Origin of the sequence: Actinomadura sp. NPDC049382 (assembly GCF_040677125.1) — a bacterium.
Classification (GTDB): Bacteria; Actinomycetota; Actinomycetes; order Streptosporangiales; family Streptosporangiaceae; genus Spirillospora; species Spirillospora geliboluensis.
On the sequence record NZ_JBFARO010000028.1, the window covers coordinates 71,288 to 91,213 of the forward strand.

Below are 19,926 nucleotides of genomic sequence, written 5' to 3' on the forward strand. Positions count from 1 at the left end.
GCAGAGGAGAACCCCGAGGATGCTCCGGCGACTGGCCATGGACATCAGTCCGCTGCGCGACAGCAGGCCGTTCCGCAACGTGTTCATCGCCCGCACGGTCTCGGTCTTCGGGATCGGGATGCTGGCCGTCGCCCTGCCCGTCCAGGTGTACGACCTGACGGGCTCGACCGTGCACGTCGGCGGGGTGTCGGCGGCGGAGGGGTTCGCGCTGCTCGCCGGGTTCCTGTGGGGCGGCGTGCTCGCCGACAAGGACGACCGGCGGCGGCTCATGCTGCGCGCCCGGACGGCCGCCGGGATCGGGTTCGTGCTGCTGGCGCTGAACGCGTTCCTGCCGTCCCCGTCGCTCGCCGCCCTCTACGTGCTGGCCGCGTGGGACGGCCTGATGACCGGCATCAGCGTCACCGCGCTGCTCGCCGCGGCGCCCGCGCTGGTGGCGGCGGACAAGCTCGTCGCGGCGGGCGCGCTGAACGCGCTGACCGTCCGGCTCGGGTCGATGGCCTCGCCCGCGCTCGGCGGCATCATCGTGTCGGCGTTCGGCGTCGGCTGGAACTACGCGGCGGCCGCGGCCGGCACCCTCGGCACGCTCGGGCTGCTCACCACGCTGCCGGTGCTCAAGCCCGAGACCGCGGAGCCGCCGGGCAACCCGCTGAAGGCCGTCGGGGACGGGTTCCGGTTCGTCGCGTCCCACCGGGTCGTGGGGTCGCTGATGCTCCTCGGGCTGCTGTTCATGGTCGCGGGCGGCATCCCCGTGCTGATGCCCGCGTTCGCGGAGCGGAGCCTGGACGGCGGCGCCACCACGGTCGGGCTGCTGTTCGCCGCGCCCGCGTGCGGGGCCGTGCTCGCGTCGGTGACGAGCGGCTGGGCGGGGTCGGCGCGGGCGCCGGGGCTGGCGCTGCTCGTCGCGTCCGTGACCGGGTTCGCGGCGCTGGCGTGCCTCGGCCTGGCCCGCCATCCGGCGCTCGCCGTCGCGATCTTGTTCGCGTACGGGTTCGTCCAGTCGATCGAGGAGATCCTGCGGTACGGGCTGATCCAGTCGCACACGCCCGACTCGCATCTGGGACGCGTCAACGCGCTCTGGGCGGCGCAGGAGACCGGCGGCGGCGCGATCGGGTCGCTGGGGGCCGGGGCCCTCGGCCGGTACCTCGCGCCGGGCGCCGCCATCGTCCTGTACGGGACGGTCAGCGCCGTCCTCGCGCTGGCGCTGGCGCTGACCCTGACCGGGCTCCGGACGGCGACGATGCGCCCGGAGCCCGAACCCGGCTGATCAGCCGAGGCGCGCGGCGAGCTCCTCCTCGGTCATCGCCTCGACCTCCAGCCAGATCGCGGCGACGGCCTCCAGGCGGCCCGGCTCGTCCTCCAGCTCGGTGAAGCGGCGGCAGACGCGCGCGACGGTCCGCTCGGCGAACAGCACCCGGACCGGCAGCGCGGTCGTGTCGAGCGCCTCCCGCAGCCGCGCGACCACCGTGGTCGCGAGGACGGAGTCGCCGCCGAGCGCGAAGAAGTCGGCGTCCGCGCCGACGCGCTCCTCCCCCAGCACCTCGGCGACGATCCGGGCCAGCACCTTCTCCAGCGGCGTCGCCGGCTCGGCGTAGGGCGCCTCGCCCTTCTCGGCGGCGGCGAGCGCGGTGAGGGCCTTGCGGTCGACCTTGCCGTTCGCGGTGAGCGGCAGCTCGTCCACGCGGACGAGCCGTTCCGGCACCATGTGCGGCGGGAGGAGGCCGCGGGCGTGCTCCAGCACCTCGTCGAGGTCGCCGGACGCCACGACGGCGGCGGCCAGCCGCCCGCCGGCGAGGAGCGCGACGGCGCGGCCGACCGCGGGGTGGTCCTGCAGCGCGGCCTCGACCTCGCCGAGTTCGATGCGGAAGCCGCGCACCTTGACCTGGTGGTCGCGGCGGCCGAGGAACTCGATGGCGCCGTCCGGGCGGTAGCGGGCCAGGTCGCCCGTCCGGTACCAGCGGGCGCCCTCGTGGACGACGAACCGGTCGGCGGTGCGCTCCGGGTCGCCCGTGTAGCCGTCCGCGACGCCCGCGCCGCCGATCCACAGCTCGCCCGCGACCCAGTCGGGGCGGTCGCGGCCGAGCTCGTCCACGACCCGGCACGCGACGCCGCGCAGCGGCACCCCGTACGGGACGGCGTGCCAGTCGGCCGGCACCTCCCCCGCGACCTCCTGCACCGTGGAGTGGATCGCGGTCTCCGTCGTCCCGCCGAGCGCGACGAACCGGCAGCGCGGCGCGCGCTCCGCCAGCAGCGCGGGCAGGTGCGCACCGACCCAGTCGCCGCCCAGCAGGACGAGCCGCAGGCTCTCGGGGCGGCCCGCGTGCAGCAGCATCTCCAGCACGGACGGGACGCAGTTCAGCACGGTCACCGACCAGCGGCGCACCAGGTCGGCCCAGCGGGCGGCGTCGCGCCGCTCGTCCTCGTCGGGCAGGACGACCGCGCCGCCCGCCGACCAGGCCGCGAACAGGTCGAACACCGACAGGTCGAAGTCGAGCGCGGAGATCGCGAAGGTGACGTCGTCCTCCCCGATCGCGAACCGCTCGACCAGGTCGCCGATGGTGTTCATGGCCGCGCCGTGCGGCACCTCGACGCCCTTCGGCTCGCCGGTCGAGCCCGAGGTGAACAGCACGTAGGCGACCTGGTCGGGACGGACGGCCACCGGCTCCGGCAGCGGCTCGGCGTCGGCGGGCCGGCCGGCGGGCACCGTGCCGCCGACGCCGACGCCGACGCCGGCCTCGGACTCGCCGGCGGGGACCAGGGACGCGGCGACGGCGGCGCTCGCGCGGATCTTCGCGCGGCGGGCGGCCGGCTGCTCGGGGCCGATCGGGACGTACGCGGCACCGGCCGCGAGCACGCCGAGGGCGGCGGTGACCTGCGCGGGGCTCTTCGGCAGCTCGACCGAGACGCGGTCGCCCGGACGCACACCGGCGGCGACGAGCGCGGCCGCGATGCGCAGTGCGCGGACTGCCAGTTCGCCGTAGGTAAGGGTGCCGTCGTCGCCCCAGTGCAGGGCCGGGGCGTCCGGGCGGCGGCGGGCGTGCTCGAAGAAGCCCTCGGTGAGCGTGCGCGGCGGCGGGGCGGGGGTCGCGTTCAGCGCCTGCCGCACGCGGAGCTGGGACGCGGGAGCCGCGACGCCGAGCGGCGCCGACCAGTCGGCGTCCGCCGCGCCCAGCCGGGCGATCGCGTCGGTGTAGGCGGCGAACATCGCCTCGGCGACGCCGTCCGGGAACGCCGGGACGCGCACGTCCCAGTTCAGCAGCAGGCCGCCGGACACCTCGGTGACCTGCGCGTCCAGCAGCACCTGCGGGCCCTGCGAGATGATCCACTCCGGCTCGCCGAAGTGCTCGCGGACGCGCTCGCCGAACAGCTCCCCGAGGTTCAGCGCGCTGGTGTAGACGATCGGCGCGAGGACCTGCTCGCCGCGCCGCCGCGACAGGTCGCGCAGCACCTCGAGGCCCGAGTAGTCGCTGTGCGCGCCCGCCGTGTGCAGGTTCGCCTGGAGCCCGCGCGCCCGCTCGACGAACGGGAGGTCCTCGCGGAGGTCGGCTTCGAGCATGATGGAGCCGGTGAAGTCGCCGACGACCGCGTCCACGTCCGGGTGGACGGGCTCGCGGTGGAACAGCGGCAGGTTCAGCAGGAAGCGCGGCGTCGCCGACCAGGCCCCGATGACCTCGGCGAACACGGCCGCCAGCGCCATCGCCGGGGTGACGCCCTCGGCGTGGGCGCGCGCGATGAGGCGGGCCTTGTCGTCCGGCGCCAGCCAGTGGTGCCTGCGCTCGACGCGGTCGCCCGGCTCCGGGACGACGGGCAGCTCGGGCGGGCCGGGGAGGTCGGCGAGGCGCTCGGCCCACCACGTGCGGTCCTGCTCGCGCGCGGCGGCGCGCGGGTCGTCGGCGAGGTAGCGGGCGTAGCCGTACCGGATCGGCGCGAGCGCCTCGCCCTCGTAGAGCGCGGCGAGGTCGGCGAGCATGACGCGGTAGCTCATCGCGTCGGCGGCGACCATGTCGACGTCCAGGTGGAGGCGGGCGGTGCCGCCGGGGAGCAGGCTGAGGCGGGCGTCGAAGACGCGGCCGTCCTCGATCGGGAGGCGCTGCCGCGACATCTCGGCCCGGATCCGCGCGAGCTCGGCGTCCGGCTCGTCCGCCGACCGCAGGTCGTGGACGGTCACGGCGGGCCCGGGGCGCTCCGGCAGGATCCGCTGCGTGCCGTCGTCGGACACGGCGACGCGCAGCATCGGGTGCCGCGCGGCCAGGCCGCGGACGGCGTCCTCGAACCGGGCGGGGTCGATGGCGCGGCCGTCGAGCTCGACGTACAGGTGGGCGGCGACGGAGCCGAGCGACTGGCCGGAGTCGCGGCCGATCCAGTACGCGTGCTGCATGAGGGCGAGGGGGAAGGGCTCGTCCGGCTCGATGTCGGCCTGCTCCACCACGGGCGGTCCGGCGGCGGGCGGCCCGGCCGCCGGCTCCACCTGGCCCTTCGCGGCGAGCAGCTCCCACCATTCGGCGAGCGTGGGGCGCTCGGCCAGTTCGGCGAAGCGGACCTCGATGCCGCCGCGGCGCAGCCGGCCGGTCAGCCGCATCAGCCGGATCGAGTCCATCCCGAGCTCGATGAGGTTGTCGTCGGCTCCCGCGTCCTCGCCCAGCACGTCGGTCAGCGCGGTGTGCAGCTCTTCCCAGGTCAGCACGGAACCCCTCTCAAAATTAGGTAAGGCTAACCTAATTCAGGGGGTTTCGGCCGTCAACGCCCGCCGCCGCCCGGCCGGGACGATCAGCGGCGTCTCGGTCTCCGGGTCCGGGATGACGCGGCACGGGAGCCCGAACACCCGCTCCACCAGACCGGCCGTCACGATCTCGGCGGGCGGCCCCTCGGCGAGCACCTCGCCGTCCCGCATCGCGATCAGGTGGGTGGCGTAGCGGCAGGCGTGGTTGAGGTCGTGCAGCACCGCGACGAGCGTGCGGCCCTCCTCGTGGAGGCGCGCGCACAGGTCGAGGACTTCGATCTGGTGGGCGATGTCCAGGTACGTCGTCGGCTCGTCCAGCAGCAGGATGCCGGTCTGCTGGGCCAGGACGAGCGCGAGCCACACCCGCTGGCGCTGCCCGCCGGACAGCTCGTCCACCACCCGGTCGGCGAGGTCGGTGACGCCGACCGCGTCCATCACCTCGGCGACGACCGCCTCGTCCTCCCGCGACCACTGGCGCAGCAGGCTCTGGTGCGGGTAGCGGCCGCGGGCGACGAGGTCGCGGGCCGTGATGCCCTCCGGGGTGAGCGGCGACTGCGGCAGCAGCCCGAGCCGCCGCGCGAGCCGCTTCGGCGGCAGCGCCGCGATCGGCTCGCCGTCCAGGTAGACCGTGCCGGCGCGGGGGCGCAGCAGCCGGGCGAGGGCGCGCAGCAGCGTCGACTTCCCGCACGCGTTCGGCCCGACGATGACGGTGAACGACCCGTCCGGGATCTCCACGCCGAGCCCTTCGGCGACGACGCGCTTCTCGTAGGCGAGCGTGAGGTCCTCCGCGCGCAGCCGGGTCATGTCGTCCCCTTCCGTCCGGTGGTGGACAGCAGCCAGGCCAGGTACACGCCGCCGAGGACGCCGGTGACGACGCCCACCGGCACCGCGACCGGCAGGTGCAGCGAGATGAGGTCGCTGCAGGCGAGCAGCGCGGCGCCCGTCAGCGCGGCGGGCAGCAACTGCGCGCCGGGGCGGCGGGTCAGCCGGCGGGCGAGCTGCGGCGCGGCGAGCGCCACGAACGGGACGGGCCCGGCCGCCGCCGTCGCCGCCGCGACGAGGCCGACCCCCGCGACCGTGAGCAGCGCGCGGGTCCGCTGGACGGGCACGCCGAGCGCCTGCGCCGCGTCGTCGCCCAGCTCCCCCATGCCGAGCGGGCGGGCGAGCAGCAGCGCCGCCGGGACGAGCACCGCCAGCGCGAGCGCCAGCGGGACGGCCTGGTCCCAGTCGCGCCCGTTGAGGCTGCCGGTGAGCCAGAACGCGGCCTCGTACGCCTCGCGCAGCTCGGCGCGGGTGATGAGGTAGGAGTTGAACGCCTCCAGCATCGCCGCCGCCGCGACGCCGATCAGCACCAGCCGGACGCCGTGCACGCCGCCGCCGGGCCGGTAGGCGACCAGGTAGACGGCCAGGGCGGTGACCACCGCGCCGGCGACCGACGAGACAGTGATGGCGACGGCGCCGCCGCCGAAGACGAGGATCTGCAGCAGCGCGCCGGTCGCCGAGCCGGTGGTGAAGCCGATGAGGTCGGGGCTGCCGAGCGGGTTGCGGGAGATGCTCTGGAAGATCGCGCCGCTGAGCCCGAGCGCGAGCCCGGCGAGCAGCCCGGTGACGGCGCGCGGCAGCCGCAGCGTCCGGACGATGAACTCGGTGGCGCGGTCGCCGTGCCCGACGACGGCGCGGACCACGTCCGGCGGCGAGATCGGGAACTCCCCCGATCCGACGACGAGGACGGCCGCGCAGGCCGCGACCGCCGCCAGCACCCCGCACACCGCCGCCGCCCGCGGCTCCCACCGCAGCGACACGCCGCCCGCGCGCAGCACTCTCATAGGTCGCGCGTCCTCCCCCGCCGGACCATCACCGCGAACAGCGGCGCCCCGAGGAACGCGGTGACGATGCCGGTCTCCAGTTCGCCGGGCGCGACGACCCGGCCGATGATGTCGGCGCCGAGCAGCAGCACGGGCGCGAGCAGCAGCGAGTACGGCAGCACGAGCCGCTGGTCGGGGCCGGCCGCGGCGCGGACGATGAACGGGACGGCGAGCCCGAGGAACCAGATCGGCCCGGCCGCGGCCGTCGCCGACCCGCACAGCAGCACCACGGCGAGCGCGCCGAGCGCCCGCGTCCGGCCGGGCCGGGAGCCGAGGGCGCGGCCCGCCTCGTCGCCCATGCCGAGGGCGTTCAGCGGGCGGGCGAGCAGCAGCGCCAGGACCGCTCCCGCCAGCACGAACGGCAGCACGCGGTAGAACACCGCGAGCTCCCGCCCGCCGAGCGAGCCGACCTGCCAGAACCGGAAGCCGTTGAAGTTGGCCGGGGTGAACAGCATGACCCCGGCGGTCATCGCGCTGAACACGGCGTTGAGGGCGGCGCCGGCGAGCACCAGCCGCGCGGGCGACGCGCCGCCCCGCCCCCGCGCGCCGATCATGTAGACGAGGACCGCCGCGCCCGCCGCGCCGGCGAACGCCGCCCACACGTAGACGAGCGGGTCGCCGGCGTCGGCGAGGCCGATGACGAGCACGACCGCGAAGGCGGCGCCGCCGTTCACGCCGAGCAGCCCCGGCTCGGCGAGCGGGTTGCGGGTGAGCGCCTGCATCACCGCGCCGGCGAGGCCGAGCGCCGCGCCGACGGCGATGCCGAGCAGCGTGCGGGGCAGCCGCAGCTCGTGGACGATCAGCTCCGCCCGCGACCCGTCGTCCGGGCCGAACACGCCCGGCAGGACCCGCCCGAGCGGGACGTCCCCGGCGCCGATCGCGAGGCTCGCCACCACCGTCGCGAGGAGCACGGCCGCGAGCAGGGGCAGCCAGATCCGGTGGGCGCCGCGCCGCCCGCCTCGCTTCGCCGGGGATCGCGGCGGGCCGGTTCGCGCGGGGGACAGCACGGTATGAGGCTAGCCTAAGCTAACTATCCCGGTGAAGGCGGCTCGTCGGAGAATGTGGCGGCCCCGGCGACGACGCCGCAAGGGGGCAGGTCAGGGCGCGGGGTGGTCCGGGTGCGCGAGGAGCCACGCCCAGATCTCGATCGGGTCCTCGGCGGTGTGCTGCGCGCCGCAGTGGCAGATTCCGGTGAGGGTGTCGGAGCCCGGCGACCACTCCACCCGCAGCCGGCCCGCCGCGGGGCCCGCGCCCCGGGCCGCGCTCATCGGGCCGTCTGCCGCGCCAGGATGCGGCGGGCGGCCAGGCCGCCGGTGTCGATGTTGATGGACAGCTCCTGGTAGCCCTCCGGCTCGGACGCGATGACCTTCTCCAGGATGTTCAGCGCCTCCACGTCCTGGAGGACGACCGTGCGGTTGCTGTCGGCCAGGAACTCCGACACCTTCTCGTCGTCCAGGGCGAAGTCGCGGGCGACCAGCCAGAAGTCGTGCGTGCTCGTCTCCGTCTCGGGCGTGATGGCGTAGCCGACCTCGACGTGGAACGCGCGGGAGTCGTCGCCGTCGGGGCCCGGCTCCACGCCGGTCGGCGCGATGCGGCTGTGCAGGAGGTAGAGGCACGGCGGGTGGTACTCGATGTCCTGCCAGCGGTCGATGCGCCCCTCGATGCCCGTCGACTCGGAGTAGAACGGCGGGCACTCCACGTCCTTCATGCGGCGGCTCACGTAGACGATGCCCGCCTCCTCGTCGACCTCCGTGTTGATCGGGGTCTGCGCCACCTCCGGCGTGCCGATGTAGCCGGCGTGCAGGTAGGTCTCGTGGGACAGGTCGAGGAGGTTGTCGACGAGCAGCCCGTAGCGGGCGGCGAGCGGCTCCATCCCGCGGACGGTCGTGTACTCCGGCGAGTCGAACCACGCGGCGCGCGGGATCGCGGACGCGTCGCCCTCGCCGTCGCCGATCCAGACCCAGATGAACGAGTCCTGCTCGACGACCTGGTAGGCGCGGACGCGGGCGGTGCGCGGGACGCGGGCCTGCCCCGGCACCGCGACGCACACGCCGTCGGGCGCGTAGGTGAAGCCGTGGTAGCCGCAGACGATCCGGTCGCCGTCCCGGTTGCTCTCCGACAGCGGGAAGCGGCGGTGCACGCAGCGGTCGGCGAGCGCGACCGCCTCCCCCGCCCGCGTCCGGTACAGGACGAGGGGCTCGCCGCAGATCGTCCGGGCGAGCAGGCCGTCGCCGACCTCCCGGCCGTAGGCGGCCACGTACCACTGGTTGCGTGCGAAGACCATGGGTCGCTCCTCCGTGGATGGCAGGGTCACGACGACCATCGCGGCGGGCGGGTGACCCGGGCCACACCGATTCCGTCCAGCGGAAGAACAGGTCAGCGGTTGTGCAGCGCGGTCTCCGGCGGGCGCAGGGCGCGGGGCGCGCCGAGCGCGCGGGAGATGCCGCGGGCGCTCGCGCGCACGACGGGGATCAGCGCCCGCGCGTCCCACCCGTCGGACGGCACGACGATCGCGACGGCCGCGACGACGGTGTCGTCCGGGCCGTAGACGGGCGCGCCGACCGACAGGGCGAACGTCTCCACCTGGCCGTCGCTGATGGCGACACCCGCGCGGCGGACCTCGGCGAGGACGCGGCGCAGCTCCGCGCCGGTGCCGATCGTCCGGTCGGTGAAGCGGCGCAGCGGCGCGGCGATGGCGCGCTCCTGCAGCGCGGGGTCGGCGTGCGCGAGCAGCGCGAGGCCGACGCCCGTCGCGTGGGCGGGCCACCGCCCGCCGACGCGGGAGAGGACGTGCACGGCGTCGCGGGCGGAGATCCGCTCGATGTAGACGACGTCGAGGCCGTCCAGGACGGCGAGGTGGACGTTCTCGTGCGTCGCCTCGTACAGGTCCTCCAGGAACGGCATCGCGGCGGCGCGCAGCGCGGGGCCGCGGGGCGCGAGCGCGGCGACCTCGAACAGCCGCAGCCCGATCCGGTACAGCCCGGCGGCGTCGCGTTCGAGCGCGCCCCAGCACGCCAGCTCGCCGACCAGCCGGTGCGCGGTGGACAGCGGCAGGCCCGCGCGCCGGCTGATCTGGGTGATGGTGAGCGCGTCGCGCTCGGCGGAGAACGCCTCCAGGATGTCCAGCACGCGGCTGGTGACCGTCGGCCGGCCGCCGCCGGCCGGGGGCCGCGCGCTCCCGCCGCCCGCCGTCATGGGTCGCCGTACTCCTCCCGCAGCCGCGCCTTCAGGATCTTCCCGGCGGCGTTGCGCGGAAGCTCCGCGGCGAGGACCGCCGACTTGGGGATCTTGTAGCGGGCCAGTCTGCCGGACAGCGACGCGATCACCTCCGCCGGGCTCACCTCGGCGCCGGGGCGCGGGACGAGCACGGCGCGGCACGCCTCGCCCCAGGCGGCGTCCGGGACGCCGATGACCGCGCACTCCGCCACGCCGGGGTTGGCGGCGAGGATCGCGTGCTCGACCTCCGCCGGGTACACGTTCTCGCCGCCGGAGATGATCATGTCCTTGATGCGGTCGACGATGTAGGCGTAGCCGTCCGCGTCGAGGCGGGCGGCGTCGCCGCTGTGGAACCAGCCGTCGCGGAGCACGGCGGCGGTATCGGCGGGCCGCCCCCAGTAGCCGCTCATGACGTGCGGGCCCTGCACGACGACCTCGCCGGTCTCGCCGGGCGCCGCGTCCGCCATGCCGGGGCCGACCACGCGCACGTCGCTGAAGAAGTGCGGCACCCCGGCCGAGCCGGCCTTCGGCACCGCGTGCTCGGCGTCAAGGAACAGCACACCGGGGGCGGCCTCCGTCATGCCGTAGCCCTGGAGGAACGTCAGCCCCCGCCGCTGGTAGGTCTCGATGAGAGACGGCGGCACCGGCGCGCCCCCGCAGGTCAGGATGCGCAGCGAGGACAGGTCGGCGGCCTCCCACCCGGGTTCGCGGGCGACGCGCTCGAACATCGTCGGCACCCCGAACATGAACGTGACCCGGTGCTCCTCCACCAGGGAGAGCGTCGCGGCCGGGTCGAACGCGGCGACGAGCACGCACGCGCCGCCCTTGAGCAGCACCGGCAGCGTGAGCATGTTGAGCCCGGCGGTGTGGAACAGCGGCGCCGACACGAGCGCCACCTCGCCCGCGACCAGGTCGTGGTCGATCAGGACGTTGATCGCGTTCCAGGTGATGTTGCCGTGGGTGAGCGTCGCGCCCTTGGCCCGCCCGGTCGTCCCCGACGTGTACATGATCATGCAGGGGTCGCCGAGCGCGACGGGCAGGTCCAGGGGGTCGCCGTCCGCGCCGGCGAGGAGGTCCTCGTACCCGCCGCCGAGCGCGACGCGCTCCCGCACCGGGCCGCCGCCGGGAAGCCCTTCGACCAGTTCCGCGTGCGACGGCGCGTGGACGAGCACGGACGCGCCCGAGTCGTCCAGCTGGTAGGCGATCTCGGGACCGGCGAGCCGGGTGTTGAGCGGGACGAAGATCCCGCCGAGCATCCCGGTCGCGAACAGCGCCTCCAGGAACGACGGGTGGTTCGGGCCGAGGTAGGCGACCCGGTCGCCGGGCCGGACGCCGAGCCCGCGCAGCGCGCGGGCGAGGCGCGCGACCCGGTCGAGCAGGCCGGCGTAGGTGAGCGCGGCCCCCTCGTGGACGAGGGCGGTCGCCCGCGGGGTCTTGCGGGCCCGGCGCGCGGGCCACGACCCGAGTCCTTCGTTGCGCATGCGCGTCACCCCTCCGTCGGTTTCGAGGCCGTGCGGCGATCCCACCACGCGGCGGCGGACGGCACGAGCCCCTTCGGCAGGAACAGCACGACCGCGATGAGCAGCAGCCCGTAGACCGCGTAGGACAGCACGGCGGGCGCCGACGCGGGCATCCCCTCGCGGGTGCCGATGTCGTTGAGCAGCTGGAGCAGCAGGGTGATGGCGGTGGCCCCGGCGAGCGCGCCCCAGATCGTCCCGGCGCCGCCGACGACGACCATCACGACGTACTCGAACGACAGCAGGACGGGGAACGAGCCGGGCGCGACGTAGCCGATGTAGAAGGCGTAGACGCCGCCCGCGAGCCCGGCGAACGCGGCCGACAGGCTGAACACCACCTGCTTGTAGGCGGCGACCGGCACGCCGGAGGAGGCGGCGGCGACCTCGCTGGTCGCGAGCGCCCGCAGCCCGCGCCCCGGCCGTGACGCCACGATGTGCCGGGTGACCAGCACGACCAGTCCGAGCGCGGCGAGTGCCAGGTAGGCGTAGGAGACCTCGCTCGCGAACTCGTACCCGGCGATCCGGAGCCGCGGCACGCCCTGCAGGCCGATGTCGCCGCCCGTCCACTCCTGCCGCCCGACGAGGCTGAGCAGGATCAGCTGGATGGCGAGCGTCGCGAACGCGAGCTGGTGGCCGCGCAGCCGCAGCAGCGGGACGCCGACGAGCGCGGCGCACGCCGCGGCGGCGGCCGGGGCGAGCAGCAGCCCGAGCCAGGTCGGCAGGCCGTGCGTCGCGGTCAGCGCCGCCGTGTACCCGCCGATCATGGTGAAGGACGCCTGGCCGAGCGACACCTGCCCGGCGTACCCCATCAGCATCGACAGCCCGACGACCACGGTCGCGGCCAGCAGGAGCAGGACGTACACCGAGACCTGCGTCGCGGGCAGCACCACCGGGGCGAGCAGCGCGGCGGCGGCGACGGCCGCCGCGGCGAGCGCGCCCGGGCCGGGCCGCCGCCGGGACGCGGGCGCGGCGGCCCCGGCCGCCGGCCGGTTCTTGCGGACGGACACGCTCATCGGGCGGCCTCCTCCTGCAGCGCGGTCCTCCGCGAGGCCCGCACCATCATGATGGCCAGCATCAGCGCCAGCGCGACGACGGTCTGGTAGGACGCCTCGCCGTAGCCCGCGACCATCGCCTCGGCGACGCCGAGCGTCAGCGCGCCGGCGAGCGCGACGACCGGGCGGTTCAGGCCGCCGAGCACCGCCGCCGCGAACCCGTTGGTGATCAGCAGGACGTCGCTGTTGTAGGAGATGGGCTGCAGCGGGGTGAGCAGCACCCCGGCGAGGCCGCCGAGCATCCCGCCGAGCGCGAACGCGAGCAGGCCCATCTTCAGCGGGTCGATGCCGAGGGTGCGCGCCGCGTACGGGTTGGACGCGCACGCGCTCAGCGCCTTGCCCGGGTAGGTGCGGCCGAAGAACAGCGCGAGCAGCGCGAACACGGCGGCGGCGACCCCGATGACGAGGAACGACTGCTGCTGGACGTGCGCGCCGAACACGGTGACGGCGCCGCGCAGCCCGGCGTGCGAGCGCGGGTTGTCGCCCCAGATCATGATCTCCACCGCGTAGGCGAGGAAGCCGACCCCGAGCGTGACGATCAGCGCCGACTGCGGGGACGTCCCGCGCTTGCCGGTGGCGGCGGCCCCGACCGCGAGCCCGACCAGGCCCGCCACCGCGACGGCGGCGGCCTCGGCGGCGCCGTGCGGCAGCCCGGCCGCCAGCAGGGACCCGGCCGCCATCCCGCCGACGACGGCGAACATGCCCTGCGCGAAGTTCACCACCCGGGTCACCCGGTGGATCGCGACGAGGCCGCTCGCCAGCAGCGCGAAGCCGCAGCCGGTGGCGACCCCGGAGATGAGGTACTGCAGGAAGGCGCTCATGTCTCCCCCTCGGTGCCGCCGCGCCCGCCGAGGTAGGCGTCGGCGACGTCGGGACCCGCCGCGAGCTCGGCGGCGGTGCCCTCGGCGCGGACGCGGCCCGCCTCCAGGACGTAGCCGCGCCCGCACAGGTCCAGCGCCAGCCGCGCGTTCTGCTCGATCAGCAGGACGGCGAGGCCGCGCTCGGCGTTCAGCGCGCGCAGGTGCTCGGCGAGGTCGGCGGTGACGAGCGGGGCGAGGCCGAGGGACAGCTCGTCCACCACGATCGCGTCGGGCTCGGCCATCAGCGCCCGCCCGAACGCGACCATCTGCTGCTGCCCGCCCGACAGCGACCCGGCCCGCCGCCGGCGCAGGTCGGCGAGCTGCGGCAGCACCTCGTACACGCGCGCGGTGTCGCGCGCCCCCTTCGCGCGGCGGCGCCGCCACGCGCCGAGGACGAGGTTGTCCTCGACGGTCAGGTCGTCGAACATCTGCCGGCCCTCGGGGACGAGCGCGACCCGGCCGCGCAGGTCCACCCGTCCCGCCGCCGGGCGCAGCACGCCGAGGACCGCGTTGACGAGCGAGGTCTTGCCCGCCCCGTTCGGGCCGATGAGCGCGACCAGCTCCCCGGCCCGCACGGTCAGCCCGACCCGGTCGAGCGCGGTCGCCGTCCCGTACCGGACGACGAGGTCCTCCACCTCGATCACGGCGCTCACGCGGCTTCCTTCCCGAGGTAGGCCGCGATGACGGCGGGGTCGTCGCGGATCTCGGACGGGGTGCCCTCGGCGATGAGGCGGCCGAGGTCCAGGACGGCGACCCGGTCGGCGAGGCGGGAGACGAACGCGACGTCGTGCTCGACGAGCATCATCGTCAGCCCCTCCGCGCGCAGGCCCTCGATCAGCTGCGCGAGGGCCTCCCGCTCGGCGGCGCGCAGGCCGGACGCTGGCTCGTCCAGCAGCAGGAGCCGGGGGCGGGCGCACAGGGCCCGCGCCACCTGCAGCGACCGCTGCTGGCCGAGCGGCAGGACGTCGGCGGAGCGGTGCGCCCAGTCGCGCAGCCCGACCCGGTCGAGCGCGGCCAGGGCGTCCGCCCTGATCGCGGCCTCCTCGCGGCGGTGCGCGGGGAGCCGGAGCACGGCGGAGGCGAAGCCGTGCCGGGTGCGGGCGTGCGCGCCGACCATGACGTTCTCCAGCGCGGTCATGCCGTGGAAGAGCCGGGCGCCCTGGAACACGATCGCGACGCCGAGCCGGGCGCGGGCGTGCGGCGGCAGCCGGTCGATCCGGCGGCCCGCGTAGGACAGGGTGCCGTGGTCGGCGGCGAGATGGCCGCTGATCAGGTTGAACAGGGTGGACTTGCCCGCGCCGTTGGGGCCGATCACGGCGCGGGTCTCGCCCTCGGCGACCGCCATCGCCACGTCGCGGACGGCGTACACGCCGCCGAACGCGCGACCGACGGCGCCGATCTCCAGCAGGGTCGTCATCCGGCCGCCTTCGCGGTCTCGGCGAGCTGCTTCAGCGACCACTCGGTGGGGACGAGCTCGCCGTCCTTGACCTGGTTCATCGAGATGTCGGTGGGCTTCAGGCCGGAGTGGTCGGTCTTGGAGTAGGTGTACTGGCCGCACGGGGTGACGAGGGTGAGGCCCTCCAGCGCGTCCCGGATCTTCTCCCGGTCGGTGCCGGCCTTGTCGATCGCGGCGGCGAGCAGCTTGACGCCGGCGTAGCCGTCCATCGCGAACTGCGGGGGCTCGTAGCCGTACTTCTGCTTGAACGGCACGGACATCTCCTGCACGGACTGCTTGAGCTTCCCGTCCGGCAGGTGCTCGCCGACGACGCCGATCGCGGACTGGACGTACACGCCCTCGGCGGCCTTGCCGACCGGGTCGAGCCACAGCTTGCTGGCCTGCGAGCCGGTCATGTAGAGCGGCAGCTTCAGCCCGGACGAGGGGTACTGCTTGGCCAGCGTGACGCCGGGCGCGCCGCTCGCCCACGCGACCAGGGCCTGCGCGCCGGAGTCGCGGACGTGGGTGAACAGCGGGCTGAAGTCGGACGCCGTCGTCTCGTAGGTCTCCTCCTTGACGATCTGGACGCCGTACTGGCCCGCGTACTCCTTCATGCCCGCGAACCCGGCCTTGGCGTAGGCGCTCTTGGTGTCGTACGCGACCGCGACCTTGGTGATCTGGTGCGCCTTGAAGTACCCGAGCATCGCCTGCGCGTAGGTCGAGGAGATCGCCGGGACGACGAAGGTGTACTTGCGGACCGGGTCGACCTGCTCGTCGGCGGGGGCCAGCGAGATGTAGGGGATCCGCTCGCGCTCGGCGAGCGGCTCCACGGCGAGGCCGACGTTGGAGAACGTCGAGCCGATGATCGCGGTGACCTTCTCGGACTTCAGCTTGTTGAAGTGCAGCACGCCCTGGTCCGGTGCCGTCTTGTCGTCGAGGGTGATCAGTTCGATCTTCCGGCCGTCGATGCCGCCGGCGCCGTTGAGCTGCTCGACGGCGAGCTCCACGGTCTTCTTCGCCTCGCCGCCGAGCGGCGCGTAGTTGCCGGTCAGCGACTCGATGAAGCCGATCTTGAGGGTGGATCCGGCGCCGGACCCACCGCCCGAGCCGCACGCGGCGGCGGCGAGGACGGTGGCGGCGAGAAGGGGGACGAGTTTGCGCACTGGGACCTCCCGGGGTGGGCGTGCCCCGAAGTTAGGCGTATTCTTCACGGCAGTCAATGATTTGCCCAACATCAGCGTGACGGCGGTCACCGCGACCCCGCCGCCGTCGTTACGCTGGCGGGATGACGGGAGCCGAACGGTTGAGTGCACAGAGCGCGGCCGGGCCAGTGCCGTCCGACGAGCCGTCCCCGAGGCTCCGGCCTCAGTCGCTGATGCTGACCTACCTCGGCAACTACGTGCTGGGACGCGACATCGCCGTGTTCTCCGGCAGCTTCATCGACACCTTCGCCCGGCTCGGCGTGGGCGAGCACGCCGTCCGCTCGACGCTGACCCGGATGGTCGGCCGGGGCCTGCTGGCGCGGCACCGCGAGGGCCGCCGCATGCACTTCGGGCTCACCCCGCGCTCGGAGGGGATCCTGCACGACGGCGAGGACCGCGTCTGGCGGCGCGGCGTGCTCAACACCGACTGGGACGGCAGCTGGACCGTCCTCGCGTTCTCCATGCCCGAGTCGTGGCAGCGCGTCCGGCACGACCTGCGCGCCCGGCTGACCTGGGCCGGGTTCGGGTCGCTCGGCAACGGCACCTGGATCGCCCCGTCCCGGGTGGACGTCCGGCCGATCGTCGCCGGGCTCAACCTGAACGGGCATCTGAAGGTGTTCGCCGGCCCGGCCGAGGAGCCGACGGACGTCCCGCACATGCTCCGCGAGGCGTTCGACCTCGACGGCCTCGCCCAGGGCTACCGCGCGTTCCTGGACCGCTGGGACCGCGCCGACCCGCTCCCGCACGCCCCCGACGACCTCGCCCGCTACCTGTGGATGACCACCGAGTGGCTGCAGCTCGTGCGCGCCGACCCGCGGCTGCCGGTCGAGCACCTGCCCGCCGGGTGGCCCGCGGTCCGCGGCCAGCAGGTGCTGCTGGAGCTGCGGGACCGCTACGAGGGCACCGCGCGGCGCCTCGCCGACGCCGCGATCGAGTACGTGCCGGTGGGCCGGCCGGGCGGCGCGACTGCATGATCCGCGCTCTCGCGGGTACGTCGCGTGCCCGGGGATCGACGGAAGGTGATCAGCATGTCTCTCGGGGCCGGTGACACCTCGGACCACGCCGCGGCCGACGCGCTGCACGTCCGCAGCGAGCTCCGCGGCCCCTGCCTGCTCGTGGAGGCGGACGGGGAGCTCACCATCCTCACGGCCGAGCGGCTGCGCGAGCACGTCCTCGCCGAGATGCGGGAGGTGCCGTCGCCGCCGCGGGTCGTCCTGGACGCCGGCGGGGTCGGGTTCTGCGACTCCTCCGGCCTCAACGCGCTCATCATCATCTGGAAGGCCGCGCACCGGGCCGGCGGCGAGTTCGTGCTGGCCGACCTGGACCGCCGCTTCCGGACGATCATCGAGCGCAGCGGCCTGGACCGGCACCTCGTCGCGCACCCGACCGCCGAGCAGGCCCTCGACGCGCTCGCCGCGGACTAGCCCGCCCGCCGCCCCCGGCATACGATGATACGGATTTCGTATTGTCGTCTCACGAGCGAGGGCCCATGCCACACCTCGACACTCCCGCCGGCCCTCCGACCGACTCCGCCGCCCCGGCGGCCCGTCCCGCCGGCGCGATCCCCGGCCGGGCCGAGACGGACCGGCTCCGCGAGATCCACAAGGGCATCAAGGGCGTGGACGCCGCAGGGCGCCGCTACCACCCGCTGAACCCCGAGGCGTACCTGTGGGTGCACGCGACCCTGTACCACGGCATGGTCGACCCAGTGCGTCTTCGGCCGCCCCCTCGGCCCGGTCAAGGAGGCGGCGCTGCTCGGCGAGTGGCGCGACCTCGCGCCGGCCCTCGGCATCACCGACCGCCACCTCCCGCGCTCCCCCGTCGCCCTCCGCGCCATGCGCCGGGCCCGGCGGGCGGGCGGCGGCTAGAGTCGGCCGCACGATGACCACCGACGACGAACTCCTGCGCAGCCTCCTCACCGAGGGGCCGCGGAGCGAGCCCCAGACCGACCGGATCCTCGACGCCGCCCTGCGCTCCTTCGAGACCTACGGCCCGCGCCGCACCACGATGGACGACGTCGCCCGCGAGTCCGGGCTCGGCCGCGCCACCATCTACCGGCGCTTCCCCACCAAGGGCGACCTCGTCACCGGCGTCCTGCTGCGGGAGGCGCGGCGCTTCTTCGCCGAGCTGGACGAGGCGGTCGCCGCGCTGCCCACCCTGGAGGAGCGCCTCGTCGAGGGGTTCGCCGTCACGCTGCGGATCAGCCGCGAGCAGCGGCTGATCACCCGCCTGATGGTCGTCGAGCCCGAGCTGATCCTGCCGCACTCCACGGTCAAGGCGGGCCCGCTGCTCGCCGCCGCCCGCGGCTACCTCGCCGGCCGGCTGCGCACGGCGCAGCGCCTCGGCGCCGCGCCCGCCGGCGTCGACCCCGAGCTCGTCGCCGAGATCCTGGTGCGCCTCACCCACTCCCTCGTCCTCACCCCCGAGGGCCACATCCCGCTCGACGACGAGGGCGCCCGCGCCTTCGCCCGCCACTACCTGCTGCCCATCGTCCAGACGTCCCCGGCCGGCGGGGACGGCGGCTAACCCGGCAGCGGGAGGGTGATCGTCAGGGTGGTGCCGGCGCCCGGCGGGCTCTCCAGGGCGACCTCGCCGCGCAGGGCGCGGACGCGGTCGGTCAGGCCGGCGAGGCCGCCGCGCGGGACCGGGGCCGCACCGCCCGCTCCGTCGTCGCGGACCTCGGCCACGACCTCGCCCGCGGCGGCGCGGACGGTCACCTCGACCGCGTCCGCCCGGGCGTGCTTCACGGCGTTGGCGAGGGCCTCGCAGAGCGCGAAGTAGAGGGTCGTCTCGACCTCCGGCGGGAACCGCGCGGCGGGCAGGTCGAGCCGGACGGGCACGGCGGCGCGGGCCGCGACCAGCTCCATGGCCGGGGCCAGCCCGGCGTCGGCGAGGATCGCCGGGTGCACGCCGCGGGCCAGGCCGTCCAGCTCGGCGACGGCCTCGGCGAGCTCGCGGCGGCAGCCTTGGGCCTGCTCGCGGGCCGCCGGATCCGCCGCGGCGCCCTCCAGCCGGGCGAGGGTCTCCTCCAGGGCGCCGAGCCGGGCGCGGGCGCTGCGCTGCAGGTCCGCGGCGAGCCGCTCGCGCTCGGCGGCCTGGACCCGGACGAGGCGCTCCTGCGCGTCCCGGGCCTGTTCGAGCGCGGCGCGCGCGGCGGCCTGCAGCCGGACGGTCTCCAGCGCCCGGCCGCCCGCGGTCAGCGCCGCCTCGACGAGCGTCCCGTGGTCGCGCAGCGCGGCGGCGAGGTCGACGGTGGCGAGGGGCTCCCCGCCCGAGGTGCGGACCTCGTGCCGCCAGCGCCCCGGGCCCGGCCCGTGCGGCGCGCCCGGCCGCCGGCCGTCCACGCCGACGTAGCCGCCGTCCGCCCACAGCCACAGGTCGAGGGCGGCGTCGCCGAGGACGCCGCGCAGGGCGTCGCGGACCTTCTCCACCGACACGGGCGCGGTGAGGCGGTGCATCCGCTCGGCCACGGTCAGCTCCGCCAGCCGGGCGCGCAGCGCGGCGAACAGGAAGACGATCGGCAGCGTCGTCGCGCAGAAGCCCTGCAGGAAGTAGACGCCGAGGACGTCGTCGAGCGTGACCGCGGTGCCGAGCAGGGCGCCCTGGACGGCCAGGGCGGCGCTGACGCCGACCGTCACGGCCGCCGCGACCGGGACGGTGAACGCCCGGTCCAGCCGCCCGGTCCGCGGCACCCGCGCGAGGAGGATGACCACCAGCGCCCCGGCGAGCGCGGCCATCGCGACCGTCACCGCGCGCTGCGCGCAGCGGAACACCTCCTCGTCGGGCCGGACCGACGGCCACACCGCGGAGGCGGCGAAGCCGTTCCACTCGGGCCGCGACACCGCGCACAGCAGCGCCTGCCCGCCGACCATGACCAGCACGGCCGCGGCCGTCCACAGCCGGGCGGGGGCGCCCGCCGGGCGGCGGCCCGGGTAGATGACGACGCCGACGCCGATCGCGACGAAGAACACCGACTGCGCGAACACCGACACGAGCGGCGCCGCGCCGCCGTTCCAGGCCGCCGACCAGGTCGCGGCCCACGCCGCGGCGGCGACCACGAAC

The 19,926-nt window shown here is 75.5% G+C and carries 19 protein-coding genes; 5 read left to right on the forward strand and 14 right to left on the reverse strand.

What is annotated here, in order from left to right; genetic code table 11:
• The first annotated feature begins 19 nt into the window (after positions 1-19).
• On the forward strand, positions 20-1,264 hold the full coding sequence (gene entS / locus AB0K34_RS19265) for an enterobactin transporter EntS (RefSeq protein WP_138636973.1): 1,245 nt from the start codon (positions 20-22) through the stop codon (positions 1,262-1,264).
• Here entS and AB0K34_RS19270 read toward each other — a convergent pair whose 3' ends face one another.
• The 13 genes from AB0K34_RS19270 to AB0K34_RS19330 all read right to left on the reverse strand — a co-directional run bounded on the left by AB0K34_RS19270 (position 1,265) and on the right by AB0K34_RS19330 (position 15,825).
• The gene (locus AB0K34_RS19270; RefSeq protein ID WP_138636972.1) at positions 1,265-4,681 is read right to left on the reverse strand and encodes a non-ribosomal peptide synthetase; all 3,417 of its coding nucleotides are present in this window, start codon (positions 4,679-4,681) and stop codon (positions 1,265-1,267) included.
• A gap of 36 nt (positions 4,682-4,717) precedes the next feature.
• Positions 4,718-5,521, reverse strand: a complete 804-nt coding sequence (locus tag AB0K34_RS19275) for an ABC transporter ATP-binding protein (protein WP_138636971.1) — start codon at positions 5,519-5,521, stop codon at positions 4,718-4,720.
• Complete coding sequence (locus AB0K34_RS19280; RefSeq protein WP_138636970.1) at positions 5,518-6,543, reverse strand: iron chelate uptake ABC transporter family permease subunit; 1,026 nt, start codon at positions 6,541-6,543, stop codon at positions 5,518-5,520. Before AB0K34_RS19280 ends, AB0K34_RS19275 begins: the two co-directional genes overlap by 4 nt.
• Positions 6,540-7,589, reverse strand: coding sequence for an iron chelate uptake ABC transporter family permease subunit (locus AB0K34_RS19285; protein WP_205719271.1), 1,050 nt, complete (start codon positions 7,587-7,589; stop codon positions 6,540-6,542). The genes AB0K34_RS19280 and AB0K34_RS19285 overlap by 4 nt, the downstream gene beginning before the upstream one ends.
• Positions 7,590-7,679: 90 nt before the next feature.
• On the reverse strand, positions 7,680-7,850 hold the full coding sequence (locus tag AB0K34_RS19290; RefSeq protein ID WP_171069036.1) for a hypothetical protein: 171 nt from the start codon (positions 7,848-7,850) through the stop codon (positions 7,680-7,682).
• The gene (locus AB0K34_RS19295; protein WP_138636969.1) at positions 7,847-8,866 is read right to left on the reverse strand and encodes an aromatic ring-hydroxylating dioxygenase subunit alpha; all 1,020 of its coding nucleotides are present in this window, start codon (positions 8,864-8,866) and stop codon (positions 7,847-7,849) included. Before AB0K34_RS19295 ends, AB0K34_RS19290 begins: the two co-directional genes overlap by 4 nt.
• 92 nt (positions 8,867-8,958) lie before the next feature.
• Positions 8,959-9,777 (reverse strand): IclR family transcriptional regulator, encoded by an 819-nt coding sequence (locus tag AB0K34_RS19300; RefSeq protein WP_138636968.1) that lies wholly within the window; start codon positions 9,775-9,777, stop codon positions 8,959-8,961.
• Positions 9,774-11,279 carry a long-chain fatty acid--CoA ligase gene (locus AB0K34_RS19305; protein WP_364550070.1) on the reverse strand — a complete coding sequence of 502 codons (1,506 nt, stop codon included), beginning with the start codon at positions 11,277-11,279 and terminating at the stop codon, positions 9,774-9,776. Before AB0K34_RS19305 ends, AB0K34_RS19300 begins: the two co-directional genes overlap by 4 nt.
• A gap of 5 nt (positions 11,280-11,284) precedes the next feature.
• Entirely contained in the window at positions 11,285-12,328 is a 1,044-nt protein-coding gene (locus AB0K34_RS19310; RefSeq protein WP_364550072.1) for a branched-chain amino acid ABC transporter permease, read from the reverse strand.
• A complete protein-coding gene (locus AB0K34_RS19315) occupies positions 12,325-13,188 on the reverse strand; it encodes a branched-chain amino acid ABC transporter permease (protein WP_138636965.1) in 864 nt (287 codons plus the stop codon). Before AB0K34_RS19315 ends, AB0K34_RS19310 begins: the two co-directional genes overlap by 4 nt.
• Complete coding sequence (locus tag AB0K34_RS19320; RefSeq protein WP_240807669.1) at positions 13,185-13,880, reverse strand: ABC transporter ATP-binding protein; 696 nt, start codon at positions 13,878-13,880, stop codon at positions 13,185-13,187. The genes AB0K34_RS19315 and AB0K34_RS19320 overlap by 4 nt, the downstream gene beginning before the upstream one ends.
• Positions 13,877-14,644: an ABC transporter ATP-binding protein gene (locus AB0K34_RS19325; protein WP_138636964.1), complete on the reverse strand. Its 768-nt coding sequence runs from the start codon at positions 14,642-14,644 to the stop codon at positions 13,877-13,879. Before AB0K34_RS19325 ends, AB0K34_RS19320 begins: the two co-directional genes overlap by 4 nt.
• Positions 14,641-15,825, reverse strand: coding sequence for an ABC transporter substrate-binding protein (locus AB0K34_RS19330; protein WP_138636963.1), 1,185 nt, complete (start codon positions 15,823-15,825; stop codon positions 14,641-14,643). The genes AB0K34_RS19325 and AB0K34_RS19330 overlap by 4 nt, the downstream gene beginning before the upstream one ends.
• 122 nt (positions 15,826-15,947) lie before the next feature.
• Between AB0K34_RS19330 and AB0K34_RS19335 the strand changes: the two genes are divergently transcribed.
• The 4 genes from AB0K34_RS19335 to AB0K34_RS19350 all read left to right on the forward strand — a co-directional run bounded on the left by AB0K34_RS19335 (position 15,948) and on the right by AB0K34_RS19350 (position 18,390).
• Positions 15,948-16,838 carry a PaaX family transcriptional regulator C-terminal domain-containing protein gene (locus AB0K34_RS19335; protein WP_205719270.1) on the forward strand — a complete coding sequence of 297 codons (891 nt, stop codon included), beginning with the start codon at positions 15,948-15,950 and terminating at the stop codon, positions 16,836-16,838.
• A 54-nt stretch (positions 16,839-16,892) separates the two neighbouring features.
• Positions 16,893-17,288, forward strand: a complete 396-nt coding sequence (locus AB0K34_RS19340) for an STAS domain-containing protein (RefSeq protein ID WP_138636962.1) — start codon at positions 16,893-16,895, stop codon at positions 17,286-17,288.
• Between the two features lie 65 nt (positions 17,289-17,353).
• The gene (locus AB0K34_RS19345; RefSeq protein ID WP_205719269.1) at positions 17,354-17,749 is read left to right on the forward strand and encodes an oxygenase MpaB family protein; all 396 of its coding nucleotides are present in this window, start codon (positions 17,354-17,356) and stop codon (positions 17,747-17,749) included.
• Positions 17,746-18,390: a TetR/AcrR family transcriptional regulator gene (locus AB0K34_RS19350; protein ID WP_138636961.1), complete on the forward strand. Its 645-nt coding sequence runs from the start codon at positions 17,746-17,748 to the stop codon at positions 18,388-18,390. Before AB0K34_RS19345 ends, AB0K34_RS19350 begins: the two co-directional genes overlap by 4 nt.
• Here the strand turns inward: AB0K34_RS19350 and AB0K34_RS19355 are convergent.
• On the reverse strand, positions 18,387-19,926 hold a 1,540-nt coding region (locus AB0K34_RS19355), incomplete at its 5' end, for an ATP-binding protein (protein WP_364550076.1). The two genes, AB0K34_RS19350 and AB0K34_RS19355, sit on opposite strands and share 4 nt — an antisense overlap.